The following is a 20,022-nucleotide window of genomic DNA, read 5'->3' as shown; positions in this document are numbered from 1 at the left end:
AGCTGACTGAATGGCAGTTGGAGGGACAGAGACCAGACGAGCCCCAATGGGGATGGAAAACAGCTGTTCGCACAGGGGTGATCTGGTTTGCATGAGGACCATTACACTGAAGAACATGATCAGACAAAATGCAGATTCACTTGAAATGATTTACGCCGTTTTCATCGGTGTTCTGGAGTTGCAACGCCTCGCAGAACGCGAATTCCAGAAAACAGGCTCCTTCTCTGCAGATGCCGTGGAATTCCAGACCCAGGCCACCCAGGAACGCAAGCACCTGATGGACCGCATCGCCCAGCGCATCCAGCGCCCCTTGAGCATCGATGAGACCGCGCAACTTGAGGAAATCGGGGACCGCCTCGGAGCGGCATGGCACGGGTACCTGTATGTCTGGCAGACCACCGAGCAGCTGATCAAACCCCTCCGGGAAAACCCAGAAACCCTGAAATCCGCAGAACCAGACACCATCAGCGACTGGCGGGTGTACATCGACGAACCCGGTGCCCACAAGGACCTGCTGTTCCTGGTGGAACACCACAAGCGTGAACTTTACGCGGCCATCCTGCAGATGGAAACCACTAAACCCCTGCCGAAAGCCAAAAGCAAAAGCAGCGGCAAAGTCTACCGCAGCTGGAAGCACCTGCACGTGATGGTGCAGAAAGCCCACCTCTTTGACCGCCTGCTCGGCGAGAACGCCAGCAAACCCGAACTGGAGAACCTCCTCCGGGAACTCGACAAACTCCAAGACCCTCAGCTGAGCACCGTGGTGGCCATGCGCAAAGCCATGGTGCTGCTGGAAATGGAGCACCCCCAGCAGGCCCTGGACATCCTGGAACAACACCCCAACAGCCCACTGTACCCGGGCCTGAAAGGGCAAGCCCTGGTGAAATTGGGAAGGTTGCACGAAGCCAAAGACTGGCTGGGGCTGTGATGGAATCCCTGTTGCTGGTGTGCAAATCCCGGCTCTGAAAAGCAGATTCCAGAGTTTGATTAACGGAGCAACGCTCTCAGGCGATCAAACGTCCTGTTCTTCTTCAGGGGGAGATTGAATCACCTGCTGATTGTGGTTGCCCTGCTGCATCTTCACCTCCCCATAGAAGTGGTTCACCACCTGAGGAGAGAAATGCTGGGTGCCTTCTTTGGGACGTCGGTGCGCTGCCTCAATCTCCACCACACCCAGGTGACTCAGGGTAACCAACATGAAGCCCTCTCCCCGGTCACCCATTTTGCGGATCAGATTTTCTCCCTTCAGGTACTCCACGGCCCGAATCAGATCAGGCGCAGCCATGGCATGCTCCTCCATGAAAAGTCGGGTTTCCACGGCTGCCTCCCCTTTGACTTCCACCTGCTGGTAGATGTACTCCAGCAACAACAGGCGCTCCGCCTGCCGCTTCAGAATGTGGTCACTCAGATCCATCAGACATGCCCTCCGGCACTTCGACGCCAGCCAAGCGAGCAATTCCCAGGAGGTTCGTCATGATGACTTTCGCACCTCCAGACAGGGCCTGAATGCGCTCGAAAGCCGCCATGAACCGTGAGGGTTTCACTTTTCCACCCTGGACATCTTCCTCGATGTCCTCCACCTGCTCCAGCGCCTGTTCCCTTTTGCCATCAGGTAAATCCAGCACAGCGGTTTTCAGGGCAGCAATCAAGCTGGGAAGGTCCTGCCCCTGCACCCCTTGATGGATGGTCATGGTGTTGTTGTCCCCCTGCTGCAAGCTCCCAACAGACCCCTGGATGTGGTTGTTGTAGACATTGCCACCTTGAGGAGCGGTGGGATGGGTGAGATGCCGTTGACCCTTTCGGGTGATGTGAGCTGTTGAACCATCGAAGCTGCTTCCGGTGGTGTCCACCAGTCCATCGGATGCCAGCGCCTCAATGGCCCCTTCGACTTCCTCTTTGCTGTACCCCAGGGCAGCAGCAATCTCTTCCGCTGAAAGGGTGCTTTCAAAACGGGTGTCGGTGTGCTCACCCAGGTGCTCCAGGACTTTTTGTTGCAGGTTCAGATTCTGGTTCAATTTGCTCATGGCACGTTCCTTATTGGGGAGACCCAGGGTCATCCAGGGGCTCAGAAGATGGCTGGAAAGCAGGGGTGTGGCTGATGTGCTGCATGTTCCCAGCGCCTTGCTGCATCTGGGTGGGGCCATAAAAAATGTTTGTGACGGAACCCATGAAGTGCATGGTGCGAAACCCGGGAAACTGGATGGCTGTTTCCACCTCAACAATTCCTGCATTCAAAATGCGGTGCCCCCCATTGAGGTCAATCAATTTGCGGTCATTGAGATAGATGAGGATTTTGTTGAGTTCTGCTGCACCAAGGTGCATGACTTCCTGCAGTTCCTCGAAGGACACACTGAATATGTTGTCCATTTCATTTTGCTGGTACAAATAAGACAGGCAAGCCAGCCGATCCTCTTGCTTCTTTTGGATGTCTGCAAGCCTGAGCTTCATTGGTCCGCTCCCACAGTTGGTCGGGTGCTCATCCAAGACCCGGCAATTGGAAGCCAACAGCCTGAGCAATCTGAATCAGATCGGCAGCGAATGCAGTTCCAGCAACGGCATACACTCCGAGTGCACGCAAGGCATTCTTGATGGCAATGGGGCGCGGACTCTCGGACTCAAAGAGGATTTCGAGCTCTTCAATCTGCTCCTGGGCCTCCCCACGGTGCTCAGCAGGCACTTCATGCAGGGAGGCTTTCAGGCCCTGAACGAGTTTCAGGACATCTGCAACTTGAAGCCCATTGTTGTGGGTGACGTTCATGGTGTTCTGGTTGCCCTGTTGCAGGTTCACCGCACCATGAAAAGTGTTGTTGAACTGCATCCCTCCAGCCGCAGGGGTTTCCCCAGAGAGGAAGTCTTTCCCAGCAGCAGTGACGCGCGCTTTGGGATGGCCGATGCTGCTGGCATTGGTGTTGACGTATCCGCGCTCCTTGAGGCTTCTGAAAGCCGTTCTAACCTCATCCACCGTCAACTCCAGGGCAGCTGCCACTTCGGTGTCAGCTGCAAAGGTGCTGCTGTCGGTGTGCTCATTCAGAAATTCCAGCACCAGGCGCTCAATGTTCTTTCGATGGTCTGCATTGCTCATGGTTTCAACTCCTCTGGTTTTGGTTCGGGCTGGGTGACGCTCATGATGTTGTGGTTCCCCTGCTGCACGAAAGTCTGCCCATAAAAATGCTGGTGGTTCACGCTGGCACTGAGGGGCTCATTGCCCTGATCGGGTTGCAAAATGAGCTGCTCCATTTTTTTGATGCCCTCATGGGTGATACGGTATTTGTCCCCTTCGGGTTGCCCCTGACCTGGGAAAATGCCTGACTTCGAGGTGATCAGCCCTTCCTGGTACAGGTATTTCAGCGCCTGGGCCACTTCCAAACCATTCAAAGGGAGGATATTGCACAAGGTGGCCACACTCAGGCCATCTCCGTTGTGCTCCTCGCAGTCCAGATGGATGAAATACAGGATCTGGTGGCGGTGTTTTTGTTTCTCCCGCATCCACACCTCATCCAGGCCCATGCTGAACCTCTGGGAAGGACATTCCGCACTGCCGGGCCACTTCTGCCACACGCTTCCACACTTCAGGGTCATTCCCGGACAGGGTGAGCAGTGTCGTCAGGCTGGCCAGGATCCGGTAGGCCTTGGTGGTGGGGGCGGCCAGTTCTTCCTGCAGGTCCTGCAGCTGATCTCCGGCCTGCTTTCGCACGTCTGGCGGGGAATCCTGAAAGGCCAGAAGCAACTGCAAGGCAGCGCCCTGGGCTGTCAGGGGTGTGATTTGCTGCAGGGTGTTGTGGGAGCCTTGCTGCAAGGCATGAATGTAATGTCTCCCTGAACCTGAGTGATGAAGATCAGACCGGTGGGTGAGGGTCCATGCTGGATGAAATCCTGTCCTGCAGCCGTGATGTGGGCCGCCACCCCGCCGTAGTTGCTCACAGGAACCTTCACATGTCCTTTTTCAACCAGGGCCATCAACGCGGAGCGTACCCCTTCCGGGTCCAGCCCGAGTGCTTCGGCAATCTGGAAGTTGGATTTCATGGTCTGGTTGCTGGTGCCCGTGTGTTCCGCGAGGTGCTGCAGGATCCGGTGTTGGTCCCTCAGGCGGTCATCGAGGGAAGGGAGGGGGCGTTCAGGGTCAGTCATGTGGTTTTGCCAGCCCCTTTCTTCAGTGAACCTGGAGTCCATTGAACAGCGCAATCAGTTTGACGGGACGGCCTTCAAGGCGCTCCAGGACCAATTGCGGCACCACCCGACTGAACACCTGATGGTACTGGCGGATCAGCGAGAAGTAATCATTGTATTCCCCTTCGGTGATTTCTCGCCACAGGCTGGGTCGGTAACGCACGATGATGCTCAGGTGATAGGTGATCAGGAAGTGGACGGCCAGCATGTCCTTGACTTCCCCAAAAGGGGCGTCAAACCAGGAGGGGGGCACCAGTGCGGATTGATGGCTGGGGATTCTGGCCAGGCATGCTTCTTCACTGTCGCCCAGGACGTAGCCTCGGATGGCTGGCCCGTCGTTGGTGCGCTGGATGATGTCCAGGGGCTGAAAGTAGTTTTGCATGACCTTGCAGTCTTCAAGGGTCTGGTGGTAGGGGGAGGTCAGCAGATAGCACAGACCCAGAGGGAAGGCGTCTGCTGCGTTGGGATCTTCTGGTGGGTCCGGCAGGCTCTGGTTGCCGAATTTGGGTCCGCCCCTGGGGTCTGGTGATTTCATCTCATAAGGGCTGCTTTTTGGGGGTTTCCCGGTGACGTTGAAGTACAGGTCAGCCAGTTCGGGGATGCAGGCCAACAGGTTGTCCAAGGTCAGGTGTTTGTCTTTGATGAGGTGCAGGTCCTGGGTGCTGTCGGGGCGGTCTTTGACTTTAAAGGCATCGAGTTTCAGGCCCAGGTGAGCAGCGAACTCCAGGAACAGACCTTTTTTGGTGAGGTAGATCAGTTGCCCTTCTGGGAAGGGGGCTTCGGAGTCGATGTTGCTGAGGCCGTGGCCTTTCTTGGTGAAGCCCTCGAAATCCTGAAGGGTATAGGTGTTGTCCGGGTCTGCAATCATCAATGCTCCGCTGAGGGCCATCATGCCGTAGTAGCCGTTCAGCAGGCGGGTGGTCCAGGAAACGTCGGTTTGCCGGAGGTATTCTCGGGCGTTCCGGAGGCAGTAGGCCACCCCGATGGCTTTTGCTTCGGCCAGCTCTGGGGTGAGTCTGTTGTTTTTGTCTTTGCGCTGGATGAGTTTGAGGGCAAGTTTGGTGCTTTCGTATTGGGAGAGGTGACTGAAGATGTCCTCAATGGGGCGTTCTGAGATGATGCGGAGGGTGTTCATGGGTTCTCCAAATGTTTTTGTTCTGATCATGGCCCAATTATGTTATAAACATATTAGAGTTGTCAATGTGCAAAGCAAAAGCGGGATTTATTGGTAATATCATTCAATTATAAACAGAATCATAGAGGATAATAATTTCACGAGAAAACCCAGAGTTACCCTTCCCACAGAGTGCCTGATTCTGTCTTTTCCAGATCAAATTTCCTCTTCCCTTTCCCGGGTCTTTTCCCCTCCCTGCCTCTGCACTTGCCTCAGCTCAGAGTAAAAACCCCGGGAGGACACCGGGGCCAGAAATTGCAGGGGAAGAACACGCTGGAAAATCCAGGCAAAAAAAGATAAGGTGAAGATGGATTGTGGTGTTGTCCCTATGGTACTAATTTGGAACTTTTTTATCAAATGAAGTAGTTGTAAAAAGAGCGTTCTGGACAGAGAAAAATGAATCGGTGCGCAGAATGGCCACTGAGGCCCCTCCAGATCAGGCTGAAGGGTTTCATACCTTCTACAACCAGTCCTCCAGAGCCAGACCATCAATCCTCTGGAATTCACGGGTGTTGTTCGTCACCAGGGTGACTTTCAAAGCCAGTGCATGGGCTCCAATCAACGTGTCCAGGGGTCCAATCGGGGTTCCTCTGGCCTGCAGCTCTGCCCGCACCCGACCGTACACGCTGGCCGCCTCATCATCAAACGGCAGAACCAGCAGTGGGGTCAGGAAGTGTTTCAGGCGCTCCAGGTTTTTGGCAGAGCCTGACTTGTGCATCCCGAAGGAGAGTTCTGCAGCCGTGATCGAGGACACCCCGATGCTCCCAATGGGGTGCTCTGCGAAATGCTCAGCAACATGGGGAGGCCTGTGGTTCAGGATGAAAATGCAGGTGTTGGTGTCCAGCAGGAATTGGACCGTCAAAGCTCCCAGTTCCTTTCTTGCTCCTCGGGCTGTTCCCGCTCGATCGTCTCCCCTTCCCCAATCGCTTCATACCAGCTGAGCCAGGTGTGCCGGTGACTTTCGGGTTTCAGGGGAGTGATGATCAGACTGTCGCCGATCCTCTCGATGGTGACTTCTTGCGTGTCGATTCTGAATTCTCGGGGGATCCGGACGGCCTGACTGCCGCCCGAGGTGAAGACTTTGCTGGTGGTCATGCTCTCACCTCCATATATATATTTTAGTATATACATTCTGCAGCTTGAGCTAGCGAGATCAGGAAAAGCACGTCCAGCCCACCAATTCTTCACTCAAAAAATACGTTTTCTCTTGAATCCTTGCCACCCTAGTCCAGAAAGAACCAACATGCAGCAAAAGTCACTATAAAACACTTTCCAAACAGCAAAAACCCGTTCATCAGGGCGTCTCATATTGCCATCTCACAATCAAAATCTCCCAACCTCATGCCCACGATGAGTTCTGAGACACTCAACACCAAAGCCCTGGGCAACCAGGGTGGCCACTGGGATGACCGGGAATAAAAGCGAACTGTCTGACCCTTTGGCCAGGACACAGGTTCCTTAAAATAAGTCTGTCAGTTCTAGAGTGCTGAATCTCTCTTTCCTACACATGCCATAAGTCTCAAAAAGTCAATCCAAAAATTAGAAATTTATGAGTCGTTCGATGCGTAATTGCATGACGTTATCATAAAGACGAAACTTGACAGGTTGTGTCAGTAAGAGGACGAGTCGAGAAACTGCTTACGCACCCATGTGGAGTCAACATCCATGGTTTTGCAGTGTCCCATAGAAAACAGCTGTCCCAACACCTTTGGTCTGACCAAGATAGACCCCAAAAACCACAATGTTCCCTGGGGACGGCTGGCAAAACAGAAAACCCGATATCATCAATCCATGAAAAAGGTTCCACTGCCTCCGAAGAGAAAACCTTTGCATCTGTTTGACCAACCAACCCATGTTGAACTCGACGTTACCCCAGTGCTGTGGGAAGGAAATGCAAATTTCACCTTTCACGATGGTGCAAACAGGCAACTCCCCGTTTCACTGATCTGGCAGGAGGGTCCCAGGCTGACCTGGGATGCCGCCAAGCATCCCCTGGGTGTTGGACACGTGGATGTGCAGATGGACCAGCTGCATGCCCCAAACACCAAAATCGATTCGACATCAGGCACCGCCATCTGCCTTCAAGTGACGTCCCCAGCGACACCCTGCAACATCATTGAATTCCATCTGATCAACGCCAAGAACTTGCCTGGTGGTCGGTTTGGGGTGGGTGACTTTGAAGTGTCCCTGGTGCAGACACTCACCCCAAGCAAACAACCCACCACCTTCACCCACCTGGGTCAGATTGAACGCACAGACAGAACCCCATTTCAACCAGACCAACCCGATTACCTGCAACTGATTGAAGCCATCACCTGGACCATGACCTTCATCTCCGGCGGGCTGGTGACCCCCACCATCCTTCGAGGCTTTGATCACAACGATGAAGTCGTGTGGTCCAAGTTTTCTGCACCCAGAATGATCAAACGTAAACCCATAGACCACAATTGGATCCATCCATCGACTCCGAACCTTTCCACACTCGTACAAGAAGTGCTGCATGGGTCTGATGCATTGTTGAGCCTCCCAGAATGGAAAGATGCCCTGAGGAAATCGGTCGACTTTTACGCCAATGCCCACAGCCCTGAGGCCGTGGCGGCTGCCAGCCTGATTCTTTTGCAGGCCGGACTGGAGAAGCTGGTTTACACCTGGGATGAATCCCCTGAAGCCCAAGCACTACCCTCAGTCAAAGGAGGCCTGGGGGCCCGACTGGAACGGATGCTGCAATGGGCGTCCATTCCCCTGGAGGTCCCTGCCCAACTCCCAGAACTTGCCCATTTGGCAAGCCAGGGGAAACTCCTGGGGGACAGCAAAATGAATGGTCCTCGCGTTGTGGCTTTCGTGCGCAACAAATTCTCACATCAACCCACACCTGGCCATCCTCCTCTGACCTGGCAGCACGAGTCTCAGGCCAAAGAACTCATGGCGCGGTACCTTGAACTGCTGCTTTTGAAACTCGCAGAGGTCAAACAGCCTGTGTCCAACCGCCTGGTGCGAGGGGTCCGTGTCCAAGCTGGTGCCACTGAGCCTCTGCCCTGGGTATCCCCAGGTAAGGCTTAAGCCTTAAAAAAGAGATGAAAAAGCCGGGTGAAGCTGTAAAGAAGGAAAGACTTTATCCAGCTTGAAGTTTCAATACTGCTGCTTGGTTCAGGTGTGCTTGACCACACATCAACAACACAAACACATCACTGCAATGTCACGCGCGCTTTCTGTTGAGAACAGAGTCAGATCAGGTTATCCTGAGGTGAATGCACGACGTATCCTCAGCACAGCGTACACGTGAAGATCCTGCAGAAGAATATCCTCTCGATCTGCAACTTCAATTTCAGTACACCGAACAGGCCACCCATCCTCGTGCGAACATCAAATTGTTGTCTGAAGGCAATTACCGGGCCATTTCGTTTCAGGTGTATGCCAAACTGCAAAAGTGCTATGGCTGTGATACAGCAGAAAAAGCCAAAAGGGTCGTCAAGTTTGAAGATCAACTGACGAGAGAACACTATTACATTGGTCTGGAGTGCCTGCAAAAATACTATGGTGTCAGCATCAACGACATTCTGGAACGCAAAAACAACGTCGCCAGAACCCGTCGCTCTCTGGCCAGCAAGCTGCGAATGAAACGCGAACTCAGCTTTGAAGCCATGGTGCAAGTGGCCCGAGATGCAGTTCAGGCGTATGTGCGGTTTCCAGATCGGGCTTTGATCTTTCTTGACCTCATCAAAAATGACATTGACGCATCCAATGAAGTACAAAATCATATTCAAGACATTTATGAAATGGCACTTTACAGCAAAGAATGGCAGGAAAGACCACAAATGGCCCGAACCCGTTGGACTTCACTGAAAACCCATCCGTACTTCACTTACGGCAAACCCAATCCGGACGTGGTTTCCCTGTGCGAACAGGCCCTTTTGAAGCAGGACCAGTTGGATGAAGGTGCACTGCTCTCCTTGCTGCGGATTTTGAGGGAAGTGCACAAGTATCAGCGTCCCTGGAAGGCGTTGGTGGATCCAGCTGATTTTTCCACACAGGAAAATTATCAACAGGCCTGGATGGAAGCCCTCTACAGCCACTGCAAACCCAACGGTTATGACCGTCAATACTGGGCTCATTTTCACCTGACTGATATTCTGAGTGTCAAGAAACACGAATTGTATGCTGTGTATGCAGCAGCCCCAGACACCCTGGAACACTTTCTGCGCAGTGTCAAACAAGAGGGATCGTTCCGCCAACATGGGTTTCGTCTGGTTTATTGCGTGGACCCAACCATCAGCTGGCACCAACCTCCACCCAAAACCGAACGGTATCGCACCGAGGATAACTTCATGGATGTCCGGATCATCGAACAAAAACCCATCCCCTACAAAATCGTCTTCCTGGGCTTGCAAGAACAATACCTGTCTTGCTACAAGTACTGGAAGGTCTACAGCCGTGCTGAACTGGAGTATTTTTCCCCGTGATTGGAGCGCCTCATGCCTTCCCCTGACCTGTCTTCTTTGACCCTCAAAAAGCGCCACGCTCGCTGGCTGGTGCATTACCCCCATGCTGAGTTCTGGAAATCCTGGCACATGCCCCTGCTCGGACATGGTGGAATCCTTCCCACAGCCCACGACACCCATCACATGCGGAGCCTGTACCGCACAAATCAATTGCAATCCCCTGCAGCAGACTTGCTGTTGTCTTTCGAAAGGCGCACCCTGATTGGCCATCTGCCCAGACAGACCTCCATCAATCGGGTGTGGTTGCAGCACATTCTGGAACAAGCCGTACGCAAACAACTCAACCTGTGGGACGATGTGGGACTACAAGAACACTACCGCAATCACAGTGGTCCAGACGAACTCCCCACCCTGAATGAAACCGCAGCAGCATTGAGGGTTTTTGCACAACAGAAGAACCTGCCTCAACACCTCATCGTCAGGTTCTTCCCCAAGACCGTGCAGAATGAAATCCAATATGGACAGTTGGCACTCGCCATCCTGTTCAGCGCCATGCTGACTGACGATCCTGGTTTCAAATACTACCTCTACTGCCCGTTCCCACCAGACCACCACATCCTGTCCCTGAACATTGAAGTTCCAGAAACATGGCTGCACCACCATGGGGCCACCACCTGGAGGGTGGTACGTTTGGGTCTCAATCTGGCACTCTCAGAAGAAGTGCACTCGCACAAAGGTGAACCTCTGAACGTGCCAGTGTTACTGCCACACCTGCGAATTTCCACCCTGTTCACCGCCAGCCAGGGCATGGTGAGCCGTCAATTGAACCTTCAGCACCTTTGTTCAATTCGCTTGAGCAACTAATCTTTTAGGAGTACAGTGAAGCAATGGACGACCTCGATCTTGAATTGCGTAAGATCGCCGAAGAGCATTATCAAAGTGCCCTTCGGGTTCGTCATGCTCCGGAACCCGAAGATGCAAAGCCTGAGGATCTGGCTCTGGGATTGGAGTTGCTGGACTTCATCAACGGCAACCATGGCAATCAACAGTCCACCAAAAAATAGCCTGACTCTGTGGTCCCACCATCGCCCAGAAAGCACTTGAAAGACTATTTGCCTTTGCGTCAGTTGTCACCGGGAACTTGGAGACCATTCCAGCCTCTTTTGCCATCCATTTGTAGGGGTTGTCCCATTGTTAAAGGTGTTTTGAATAAACTGAGAAATATGGCGTCCTGGACAAACAATATCCTAACCGCTTTTCATTTCCCGTTTCGGCTGTATTTTTAGAAATACCGTGTAGGAAAGCAAAATTCTGATGTTAAAACTGACAAAAACGTATGGGATTCTGGCGGTTTGATTGTGGCATGGGTTTTGACACAGGGAATGTTTCAGGAGAAACTCGTCCCATACGGAAAATTCACTCAAAAAGCAGAATTTCTAAGTCTCTGAGTCGTCTTTTGCCATCTGTTGACGCAGGCGAAACAAAGTGCGCTCTGACACCCCAAGCCCCTGAGCCACATCTTTGATGCGGTGCTCTGGATTGCTCAACAGCTCCAGTGCCATTTTCTGCTTCTCTGGACTGAGGCTGGGTTTGCGTCCCCCTTTGCGACCTCTGGCCCGGGCCGCCTGAAGGCCAGCATGGGTGCGTTCTCGAATCACTTCTCGCTCGAATTCTGCCAGGGCACCGAAAATGTGGAAGAACAGCCTTCCATTGGCACTGTTGGTGTTGATGTCTTCGGTCAAGACCAAAAGATGGATCCCCCGGGCGTCCAGCAGTTTCACCGTTTCAATCAGGTGCTGCAAACTGCGTCCAAGTCGGTCTAATTTCCACACGACAAGGGTATCTCCTTCACGCAGGTAATTCAGGGCTTCCCCCAACCCTGGTCGGTCTGCTTTGGACCCGGTGAGGGTGTCCTTGAAGATCCGCCGACACCCTGCAGATTTGAGTGCATCCATCTGGGCATCCAGGTTCTGGTCCCGGGTGGAGACCCTGGCGTAGCCCACCCTGGGACCGGTGGGGGTTTTGCTGTCAGAACTCATGTCTCCAGTGTAGTTCAGCCGCTTGATTGTGGCATCTGATTGTGGCAGCCCCCCAACGGCACTCCTGGGATTTTTGGTTGTCTTTGATTTCAAGCGGCGCAAACGTTCCTTTGTATCTGGCCTTCTTTTGATTCTTTTCATGAACATTTGTAACACCCTGAACTCGAATGAAAGCCTCTATGTCACTGAATTGAAACTGAGACTTAAGTGTGAGAAATTAGAGTGTTATGAATTTTCATCTGAAGAATAGAAGAAGTACCCCCCTCCCCACAGAAAGAGCAAGGCAGGTCACGGGTCTCACCTTCGCCCTCTTTTACCTGCTCCAGCAGTTCGCCCCCCTGGCCCTCGCCAGCCCCAGCCTCTATGCCCGCCCTGGAGCAGGGGTCAGCGACCTCCCCATCGAAGTCCTCGCCTTCAACACCCCCGGCTTCGGTGACGTTCAGGACGCCATCAACCTCGCCACCGGTAACGTTTATGTGGACACCGGCAGTCTGGGACGCAACAATGTCCTCGACCCCAGCAAAGAAAAAGATGAAAAAGTCCAGAACACGATTGCCGGTGGCAACTGGAACCTGCAAAGCAAAAAACGACTTGCGGGGTACAGCCAGCTCCCCAGCAGCGCACAACTCACCGCAGGCTGGACGGTGTTCTCCGGAGACGGCAGTGGCACACGTTACAACCTGAAAAGCAACATCAATTTGTCTGATGTCAACTTGCCAGCCTGGCTTCAACGCTATTCCAGCAAAGTGCCTTTCAGGGTGGTTCCGGCCAATTCAGCCACCAACACCCCTGAAAGCAACAATTACAGTGATGCCAGCGTGGCGGTGTATGCCAGCGAAAGCACCCCGGGAAGTCAGGTGTCCGAAAGCTACCTGGTGTTCGTCAAGGTTTTTGATGGCAGCACCTACAGCTGGCTGGCGCACGAATACGACCACAGTGGAAACCGCAGCACCTTCTACCGGGACGATGAGTTTGTGGATTACCAGCAAAGCCTCTCCCAGCAGTACCGGGCGGAACTCAGCAGTGACCCCGAAGGCACCGGAGCCTCGGCCAGGACCGACATCACTTACTCCACAAACACCACCTGGAAGAAACTCGGATTGATCACCCAGGTGAAAGACGAGTGGGGCCGGCTGACCACCTTCAACTGGAACAATTTCAACAACAGCAGCTCAGAGCCTCCCGTCCTGGTGGCCATCAATGAACTGATCCAAAACCCCACCACCACCAGCTGGACCCGACAGACCCGATTTGCCTACGAATACCAGTACGGTCAGTTGCTGGTCAAACAGGTGATGTACGTTGCCCAGACCGGCCGGGTTGCCCCCAGTCCCCAGGCGGTGAACACGGCTTGCGGTGACCCGGTGACTTCACCGGGCACCGGGGTGTGCACCGATGCAACCTTCAAGGCCGGGAACAGCGTCCTGGGTGGCCACATGGCCCGCACGTTCAACTTCACCTACACCAAAACCACCAGCGGTCATGTGGTGCTCGGCACCCTGGAAAAACCCCTGCTGCGCAAGGATGGCGGGGCCGGCAGCACTGTGGATTTGTACCGATACACCTACGATGACAGCAACCCCCCCCGGATCACCGGGTTCAAGAGTGACAGCCAGGACACCGCCCAGAACACCACCTACACCTACACCCCGGTGAACGGCAGCACCCCGACAGATTTCTCCAGAGGCTTTGTGGTGACCGTCAAAGACGGCACCGATAAAACCGAACGCTTCGAGATCGACAAATCCGGTCAAGTCACCCAGCATGAAATGGACGTCACAGATCCAGTGAACGGAAGTCCCGGCGCACCGCTGCGGTGGACGTACCAGTACTACCCCAACGGTTTCACCGCCAGTGAGATCGAACCCTCCGGGAAGAGCACCCACTACGGATACGACGCCCGGGGGAACCTCACCAGTGAAACCGTGTACCGGGCACCCCGGGTCAACCCCAATGCCACCAGCACCCTCAACATCGGGGTGAACCTGGATTTCACGGCGCCCATCCAGGTGAATTCCACCGACCAGTTGACCGTGAACGGCACCGCCAGTGGAGACGATTACAGCAGTGGACTTTTGTGGAGCGTCAAAGGGGCCACTGTGGTCACGGCAGACCGCAACAAGGTGGTGGTCAAAAACTTCAGCGATCAGGCGCTGCTGGAGGTCACCGGCACCAGCCGCACCGACCCCGGGACCTACGAAAAACTCATCCTGAAGTTCACCGATGCAGGAGCAGGGTCAGGCGGGGGACGCCTGTACAGCTGGGTCATCCAGTCCAGAACGGATGTGGTTTCGGGTGAAAAACTCTCCAGCACCCTGACCCCTCCGGTGCTTGCAGACTGGGAAACCCACACCAAAACCACCTACACCCCCGACAACCTGCCCTTCACCTCTGCCACCTGGGGCTCCACGGACGCCACGTACGGGTACCTGGGTCAGCTGACCCAGTATGCCTTTGATTTTTACAACACCCCAAGCACACGCTACCACCTGAAAAGCCAGACGGTCACCCGGTGCGTGACGGCCACCAAATACAACGAAAACGTCACCCCCACATGCAATGGGGTGGAAGCCTCGGTCAGTCCGCAATACACCACCAGCCTGTTCGATGACAGGGGCCGCACCTCCAGTGTGGAAAGCGGAGCCGTGATTGGTGGAACAACCACTCCCCTCAGCAGCACCGACTACGCTTACTCGAACAACACCGTGCAACCGGTGCGATTCAACGCCTGGGTGGTGAGCGAGACCGGAAGCAGCTCTCAGGCGGGTACGGATGCCGGGAAACCCATCCAGTATGCAGATCAGCCAGAAACATTGAAAGCACATGTGTATGGGCCCGGCAAGACCGCTTTGAAAACCACCGAGCTGAAGTATGATGCCCTGGGCAATGTCCAGCAGACCACCTCATATGGGCCGGGAGGCACCGCCGACAAAAATCACCTGGTTTCATCGGTGGCCCTGGGGGGGGCCGGTCAGACGGTCAACTACAGCAGCATCCAGGACATCACGGCCCTCAACGGTTTTGGTCAACGCATCTGGACCAGAACCCAGCAACTTCCGGTGACGGGCAGTGCCTTCACCCTGAAACAGAACATGCAGGTGTTCGGATCCACCGGGGAAATCCTGTCTTCCTGGGAAGGCGCAGCGGCCAACACCACCGAATACCAGTATCACGACCAGCCAGGAAACGCTCTGGGGCTGGTGAAGGTGCTGCGCTGGGGTGAAGGCAACGGCAAAACCGTCACCACCGAACGCAAACGCACCGAATTCAGCTACGACACATATGGACGGCTGGCCCAGCAAATCGAAAACGGTTATGCCACCCAGTTCCTTTACGACTCGCAGGACCGGGTGGTCAGTGAGAAACGCTTCATGGAGCCTGGAAGCACCAGTGGAATGTATGGTGAAACCACCACCAGTTACCACCCCAGTGGCCAGCCAGAAGTGGTCAAAGAAACCGTGCAAGGCAAGCGGGATGTGGGCGGGAACCTCAATCAGGTCCTGACCACCACCAACACCCTGGACACTCTGGGTCAGATCACGCAGACGGTGTACCCCAACAACGGCAAGGTGGCTTTCAGGTACGACAGTTTTGGCCGGGTGGTGCAAAAAATTGACCTGCGTTTGCTCGACCTCAACACCCAGGGGGATTCCAGCAGCGACGGCATCAGCACCTTCTACAAGTATGATTCGTTTGGCAAACTGATCCGTCAACTCAATCCTCCCCTGAGGACCAAATCCTGGATGGGCTCCACCTACACCGACACCCGCCGACCCTACGCTGAAACCCAGTACGATGCCATGGGCCGCAAAACCTTTGACCGGGTGTACATTGGAAATCAGAGCCTGGGCAGTGCGGGGTTTTACACGTCCGCACCTGGCTTCAATGCCAGCGATTTGAAGACCACCGCTTACACTTACGCTGTGGAAAATGGGCAGCAGGTGAACACCATCACCACCCCGGCAGGTTACACCACCCGCATGTTTCTGGATGCGGCTGGCAACACCTGGAAAACCGAGCAAGACGTGGTGAAACCAGGTGAAAGCTGCATCGGCACCCCCTGCATCACCAAAACCTACACCTACCAGTCCCACGACGCCCTGGGAAGGGTGTACCAGACTTTTGACCCAAATGGCTTTGAGTACCGCACCGCCTACAACCACCTGGGTCTGGTTTCGGCCGAAATCGCCCCGGGCACCGATGGGTTGCCGGTGGTGCGTAAGGTGAACACCTACACCAGCAACGGGCTCCTCAAAGAGACCTACGAACCCAGCATCGCTGAAGGTGCCATTGCCCCACGCCCGGACAGCATCACCTCCCCGTACTGGATTGCGGACCCGGCAGCCACGGGCATCAATGGGAACATGGTGATGACCGAAAGGCGCAACTATTCTTCCTCCATCAGCAGCCCCTACCCGATTTCGGTGCAAAAAGCCCTGATGGACAGTCAGGCGAACGCCTCCAATGCCATCACCACCTACCAGTATGACCGGGACGGCCACCCCACCCGGGAAACCCTAGGGGATGGCAGCACCATCTTGCACAGTTACGATTCGCGTGGACTGGAAATCTACACGCAGAATCCCGAAAAATTTGACACCGCCAGATCCTACACCGCGCTGGGTCAGCCTTCCGTCGAAACCCAATACCCCCGATCCCTGACCACCGGGGCCCAGCAGGCCGCTGTGGATGTGGACTCCAATGCCGGTTTCAAATCCCCAATTCAGAAAAAGTGGGTGTATGACCTGGCCGGAAACCTCACCGAGCAGTACGGCAGTGGCCTGACCACCTTTTACCAGTCCAACTCAAGCGGTCAGGTGGTGGCAGAATCTCAGGCCCACATCAAAGGGGCCATCACCCCCCTGTACCGCTACTCTTCTTACCGCCTGGACGGTACCAAGGTGCTGCAAACCTCGTATGACTTTGTGGGCAGCTGGACGCCAGACAACCCCACCGTGTCCCTGACTTCGCTTCAGCAGGGCAACGTCACCACGTACACCCTGGACGATTCCCTCAACCAGATCACTGAAGTCTCGCGCGGAAAAGTGGTGGACAGGGTGCTTCAAGAGTACGCCAAGGTCATCACCATGGATGGCCGGGGCATGAAAATCCGCCGGGCATTCACCGGATCGTGCTGGATTTACGATTTCACCTACCTGCAAAGCACAATCACCAAAATCAACCAGGCGGAAGCCTGCCCGGGCGGCGAAACCTCCTACAACTCTTACTGGCAATACGATCCTAACGGCAACCTGCTGGGCAGTTACGACGCTCTGGCCGGCAGCGCCGTGAAAGTGCATGAACAGAGCAAAAAGTATTACCCAAACAACAAAGAAAAAGAAGTCAAGAATACCCAGGTGGTCAAGGCCACATACAACAACCGGGGCCTCATCACCCGTTCAGACATCACCCCACCAGACCCCGTCCCACAAAACGCCACAACTTTTGTCAACACCTACACCTACTACCAGGACGGCAACCAGAACACCGTCGCCTCAAATTACACAGAAGGTGGGATCAACAAAAACCTTGGGACCACCACCAACAGCACCTACGACAGAAGAGGGCGGCTCACAGTCCAGAATGTCCAGGGCTGGACCCGGGGAGATCCTCCCACCCCCACTTCCGGAACCATCGTCACCTCGTTTGGCCAGACCGGAAGCACCACCACCATGGGGGATGGTTACCGGAACGTTGTGGACACTACACTGGGGGGACTGGCTGCAAAAACCTCCACCACCAAAGTCGTCAACCAGAAGAAAACAGTACAAACAGAGACCTTCACCTATGGACCGGATTTGCATCCTATCACCAGCAAGAAAACCATCGAAAGTGACATCCAGAGTGATTTCAGTGGCACCACCTGTCCTTTCACCGTCACCACACTGAACGCTTCATATCAGTACGACAACCGCTTCAACCCCACCAGCAAATCATCCAGTGGGAACACTGTTCAACGCTCTTACTGCAGTGATCCAGGCAAAACCAAGGCTCTGAGTGACAGCCTGACCACAGACTATTCAGCCAATGGTGATGTCACCAGAGAAAATGCTTTGTCGAGCGTCACCCTTCCAAATGATGTTCCCAGTTACTCTGGCGGCCCGTCTTCTTATGGACTGGACTCACGAGGCAACCGAATTGTCAAAAGTGACGGTCCGGTCACCACGCTCAACAACAGCACCGAAACTCAAATCAAAAGGTACAGTGCCGACGAGAAGACCACCCTCTATTACATGTCCAATCACATGTGTGTTGATCGAGGAGAGCTTAGCGACGATGGTTTCATGACCACATGTGATGCCTATGGAACCGCGTCTTATGTGAGAAGGTTTCAGTACGACGATCAGGGAAACATTTTGCTGTCTGATGTGGATGAATGGAAACCCGTACCTTATGGTGAGAGCTTCACCACTTTGCTGCAGAATCTCGACAACACCTACCGCTACATTGATGGTTCGCCGCAATTGACCGCCAATTATTCTTACGACTCGAACAGCTCATCAACCAGAGCAACTGCACCAGACCAGAAAATCGTTTACCGGATGGCCAATTACAGCCTGGCTGATTCTGTGTGGGACACCACATCATGGGATCCTGCCTTTGCATACGCCATGCCTGCCCCAAACAAAGGTACCACCTCGGAATACCAGGACCCCACCCCTTCCAACACTGTCGGTTTGGGGGCCAGCAGCATCACATCCCCTGATGCTTTAAGCAACCCTTTCCTGCCAGGCAGTGATGTGGTCGCACCCGCTGATTCCATCACCCAGAACGCCACCGGGATGTCTGCTTTCAGCAATCCTCTCCCAGATCCCAAAACCCAAACCCAACCCGAAGCAGAGCCTGTTGACCCTACCGAATTCGGTCCTCCCGTTCCCCTCAGTGATGTGAATTCCAACGCTCTGGGGGCCAGCAACGTTGCAGACAACGCTGAACTCAATTCCTCCGGCAGTGTGGGTTTGACTGAAGCCACCTTGCCGACCCCAGAACTCAATCCCAACCTCTCGGGAAGCGCGGGATCTTCAGGTGTAGTCGCACCGGACAGTGAACTCAATCCCAACATTGGGGGCGGCGAGACTGGAGCAGGAGGAAGCTCTGGTACAGGGTCTGGAGTGGTTGCACCCGACGGACCTCCAGTTTCACTGGACACCTCCATCATTGCATTCTCCGATGATTCTCAAGCCATTGGAAAATCCTACTGCTCTGGAAAAGTGGATAAATTATCCGATGAACAAGCCAAGTTTATGTGTGAACTGGAAAAACAACTGGGAACCACTGATGTGGATGGTATGGTGGTGGACGCCCTGATGTCCACTGCAGTCAATAAATATGGTGCTGGTGCAGCGACCAGTGTTAAAGCTCTACTGGCCCTCACTGCAAAATGGGACAATGTCGCCAACCGAGACATGATGCTGATGACCATCATGCAAGATATCCAGAATGGCCAAATTGATGCCAAAGAATTTGTCACCCTGGGCAACAATGCCAGCAGAAATCTAGAAAAACTGAATGCATCCTTAAAAGCATTGAATGGTATGGGTCATCGAGAAAATGGTATGACCGGGCTTTACGAAGCATCCAGGAACTCTTTCATTGGGGATTCGATGATTGACTTGATCAATGACAGGCACTGTGCTGCCATTGCCTGTGATGCCATGTTCTATGTCCACGATGCCTCTTATGGTTTGGTGCAAGATGCCATCAACGATGGGGCCATCTTCAGTCTGGGAGGTTTGCTGAAAAACGGCATCAAGGGTCTGGCCAGAGGTCTGGGCATTGGAACTGCTGAAACAGTTGGAGCAGAAACTGTGGCCTCAGGACTTGCTGCTGCTGCAAAGAATTTTGCTCAGGTGATTGCTAAAGGATGTAGGTTGGGGCGTACAACATGTGGTTGCAATTCCTTCTCTGCAGACACCCCCGTCTGGACCCAGGCTGGTCTGACCGCGATCGGGGCACTGGCCATTGGCACCCCTGTGCTGGCTTTCAATGAGCAAACTGGAGAGCAGGGTTTTTACCCCATCACCCAGATGATCATTGGGCATGACCCTGCAATCACTGGACTGGTGATTGAAGACACCGAGACCAAGAAACTAGATTACATCACTTCTACTCCTGAACACCCCTTCTACGTCACGGAGCGTTCAGACGCTGAACCCAGACCCAAACCTGAGGGCCACTCGGACCTGAGTGACAAGTGGGTGGG

Annotated in this window: 16 protein-coding genes and 1 pseudogene; 6 read left to right on the top strand and 11 right to left on the bottom strand. The window is 54.2% G+C overall.

Annotated features, from left to right (window positions below):
• Positions 1-115: 115 nt before the first annotated feature.
• A complete protein-coding gene (locus tag IEY52_RS16315) occupies positions 116-928 on the top strand; it encodes a tetratricopeptide repeat protein (protein WP_189004262.1) in 813 nt (270 codons plus the stop codon).
• Between the two features lie 84 nt (positions 929-1,012).
• Here the strand turns inward: IEY52_RS16315 and IEY52_RS16310 are convergent, their stop codons facing one another.
• The 10 genes from IEY52_RS16310 to IEY52_RS16265 all read right to left on the bottom strand — a co-directional run bounded on the left by IEY52_RS16310 (position 1,013) and on the right by IEY52_RS16265 (position 6,436).
• Complete coding sequence (locus tag IEY52_RS16310) at positions 1,013-1,414, bottom strand: hypothetical protein (RefSeq protein ID WP_189004260.1); 402 nt, start codon at positions 1,412-1,414, stop codon at positions 1,013-1,015.
• Positions 1,401-2,024 (bottom strand): hypothetical protein, encoded by a 624-nt coding sequence (locus IEY52_RS16305; RefSeq protein WP_189004258.1) that lies wholly within the window; start codon positions 2,022-2,024, stop codon positions 1,401-1,403. Before IEY52_RS16305 ends, IEY52_RS16310 begins: the two co-directional genes overlap by 14 nt.
• 10 nt (positions 2,025-2,034) lie before the next feature.
• Positions 2,035-2,367, bottom strand: a complete 333-nt coding sequence (locus IEY52_RS16300) for a hypothetical protein (protein WP_189004256.1) — start codon at positions 2,365-2,367, stop codon at positions 2,035-2,037.
• Between the two features lie 109 nt (positions 2,368-2,476).
• A complete protein-coding gene (locus IEY52_RS16295) occupies positions 2,477-3,082 on the bottom strand; it encodes a hypothetical protein (protein WP_189004254.1) in 606 nt (201 codons plus the stop codon).
• A complete protein-coding gene (locus IEY52_RS16290; protein ID WP_189004252.1) occupies positions 3,079-3,486 on the bottom strand; it encodes a hypothetical protein in 408 nt (135 codons plus the stop codon). The genes IEY52_RS16295 and IEY52_RS16290 overlap by 4 nt, the downstream gene beginning before the upstream one ends.
• Before the next feature lie 7 nt (positions 3,487-3,493).
• The gene (locus IEY52_RS16285; RefSeq protein WP_189004250.1) at positions 3,494-3,796 is read right to left on the bottom strand and encodes a hypothetical protein; all 303 of its coding nucleotides are present in this window, start codon (positions 3,794-3,796) and stop codon (positions 3,494-3,496) included.
• A complete protein-coding gene (locus IEY52_RS16280) occupies positions 3,751-4,128 on the bottom strand; it encodes a helix-turn-helix domain-containing protein (RefSeq protein WP_189004248.1) in 378 nt (125 codons plus the stop codon). The genes IEY52_RS16285 and IEY52_RS16280 overlap by 46 nt, the downstream gene beginning before the upstream one ends.
• 22 nt (positions 4,129-4,150) lie before the next feature.
• Positions 4,151-5,302 (bottom strand): YaaC family protein, encoded by a 1,152-nt coding sequence (locus IEY52_RS16275; protein WP_189004246.1) that lies wholly within the window; start codon positions 5,300-5,302, stop codon positions 4,151-4,153.
• A gap of 499 nt (positions 5,303-5,801) precedes the next feature.
• A complete protein-coding gene (vapC, locus tag IEY52_RS16270; protein ID WP_189004243.1) occupies positions 5,802-6,203 on the bottom strand; it encodes a type II toxin-antitoxin system tRNA(fMet)-specific endonuclease VapC in 402 nt (133 codons plus the stop codon).
• Complete coding sequence (locus tag IEY52_RS16265) at positions 6,200-6,436, bottom strand: antitoxin (protein ID WP_189004242.1); 237 nt, start codon at positions 6,434-6,436, stop codon at positions 6,200-6,202. Before IEY52_RS16265 ends, vapC begins: the two co-directional genes overlap by 4 nt.
• A 924-nt stretch (positions 6,437-7,360) precedes the next feature.
• Between IEY52_RS16265 and IEY52_RS16260 the strand changes: the two genes are divergently transcribed.
• The 4 genes from IEY52_RS16260 (at position 7,361) to IEY52_RS16245 (ending at position 10,844) form a co-directional block, all read left to right on the top strand.
• Positions 7,361-8,401 (top strand): YopA family protein, encoded by a 1,041-nt coding sequence (locus tag IEY52_RS16260; RefSeq protein ID WP_189004240.1) that lies wholly within the window; start codon positions 7,361-7,363, stop codon positions 8,399-8,401.
• Between the two features lie 188 nt (positions 8,402-8,589).
• Complete coding sequence (locus IEY52_RS16255) at positions 8,590-9,801, top strand: hypothetical protein (RefSeq protein WP_189004238.1); 1,212 nt, start codon at positions 8,590-8,592, stop codon at positions 9,799-9,801.
• 12 nt (positions 9,802-9,813) lie between these two features.
• Positions 9,814-10,644 (top strand): hypothetical protein, encoded by an 831-nt coding sequence (locus tag IEY52_RS16250; protein ID WP_189004236.1) that lies wholly within the window; start codon positions 9,814-9,816, stop codon positions 10,642-10,644.
• A 23-nt stretch (positions 10,645-10,667) separates the two neighbouring features.
• The gene (locus tag IEY52_RS16245) at positions 10,668-10,844 is read left to right on the top strand and encodes a hypothetical protein (protein ID WP_189004234.1); all 177 of its coding nucleotides are present in this window, start codon (positions 10,668-10,670) and stop codon (positions 10,842-10,844) included.
• Positions 10,845-11,216: 372 nt separating this feature from the next.
• Here IEY52_RS16245 and IEY52_RS16240 read toward each other — a convergent pair whose 3' ends face one another.
• Positions 11,217-11,819: a recombinase family protein gene (locus IEY52_RS16240; RefSeq protein ID WP_189004232.1), complete on the bottom strand. Its 603-nt coding sequence runs from the start codon at positions 11,817-11,819 to the stop codon at positions 11,217-11,219.
• A gap of 227 nt (positions 11,820-12,046) precedes the next feature.
• Between IEY52_RS16240 and IEY52_RS16235 the strand changes: the two are divergent.
• A pseudogene (locus IEY52_RS16235) lies at positions 12,047-20,022 on the top strand (hypothetical protein); the annotation flags it as partial.

The sequence above is a fragment of the Deinococcus roseus genome (assembly GCF_014646895.1).
GTDB lineage: Bacteria > Deinococcota > Deinococci > Deinococcales > Deinococcaceae > Deinococcus_C > Deinococcus_C roseus.
The sequence above is the reverse complement of the archived record's forward strand: the minus strand, read 5'-3'. Positions and strand labels throughout refer to the sequence as shown.

Excerpts from the sequence above, each read along its gene's own strand:
- IEY52_RS16310 (WP_189004260.1), bottom strand. The coding sequence starts at position 1,414 with ATGGATCTGAGTGACCACATTCTGAAGCGGCAGGCGGAGCGCCTGTTG.
- IEY52_RS16280 (WP_189004248.1), bottom strand. The coding sequence starts at position 4,128 with ATGACTGACCCTGAACGCCCCCTCCCTTCCCTCGATGACCGCCTGAGG.
- IEY52_RS16295 (WP_189004254.1), bottom strand. The coding sequence starts at position 3,082 with ATGAGCAATGCAGACCATCGAAAGAACATTGAGCGCCTGGTGCTGGAA.
- IEY52_RS16305 (WP_189004258.1), bottom strand. The coding sequence starts at position 2,024 with ATGAGCAAATTGAACCAGAATCTGAACCTGCAACAAAAAGTCCTGGAG.
- IEY52_RS16315 (WP_189004262.1), top strand. The coding sequence starts at position 116 with ATGATCAGACAAAATGCAGATTCACTTGAAATGATTTACGCCGTTTTC.
- IEY52_RS16265 (WP_189004242.1), bottom strand. The coding sequence starts at position 6,436 with ATGACCACCAGCAAAGTCTTCACCTCGGGCGGCAGTCAGGCCGTCCGG.
- IEY52_RS16260 (WP_189004240.1), top strand. The coding sequence starts at position 7,361 with ATGGACCAGCTGCATGCCCCAAACACCAAAATCGATTCGACATCAGGC.
- IEY52_RS16250 (WP_189004236.1), top strand. The coding sequence starts at position 9,814 with ATGCCTTCCCCTGACCTGTCTTCTTTGACCCTCAAAAAGCGCCACGCT.
- IEY52_RS16300 (WP_189004256.1), bottom strand. The coding sequence starts at position 2,367 with ATGGACAACATATTCAGTGTGTCCTTCGAGGAACTGCAGGAAGTCATG.
- IEY52_RS16255 (WP_189004238.1), top strand. The coding sequence starts at position 8,590 with ATGCACGACGTATCCTCAGCACAGCGTACACGTGAAGATCCTGCAGAA.
- IEY52_RS16245 (WP_189004234.1), top strand. The coding sequence starts at position 10,668 with ATGGACGACCTCGATCTTGAATTGCGTAAGATCGCCGAAGAGCATTAT.
- IEY52_RS16275 (WP_189004246.1), bottom strand. The coding sequence starts at position 5,302 with ATGAACACCCTCCGCATCATCTCAGAACGCCCCATTGAGGACATCTTC.
- IEY52_RS16240 (WP_189004232.1), bottom strand. The coding sequence starts at position 11,819 with ATGAGTTCTGACAGCAAAACCCCCACCGGTCCCAGGGTGGGCTACGCC.
- IEY52_RS16290 (WP_189004252.1), bottom strand. The coding sequence starts at position 3,486 with ATGCGGGAGAAACAAAAACACCGCCACCAGATCCTGTATTTCATCCAT.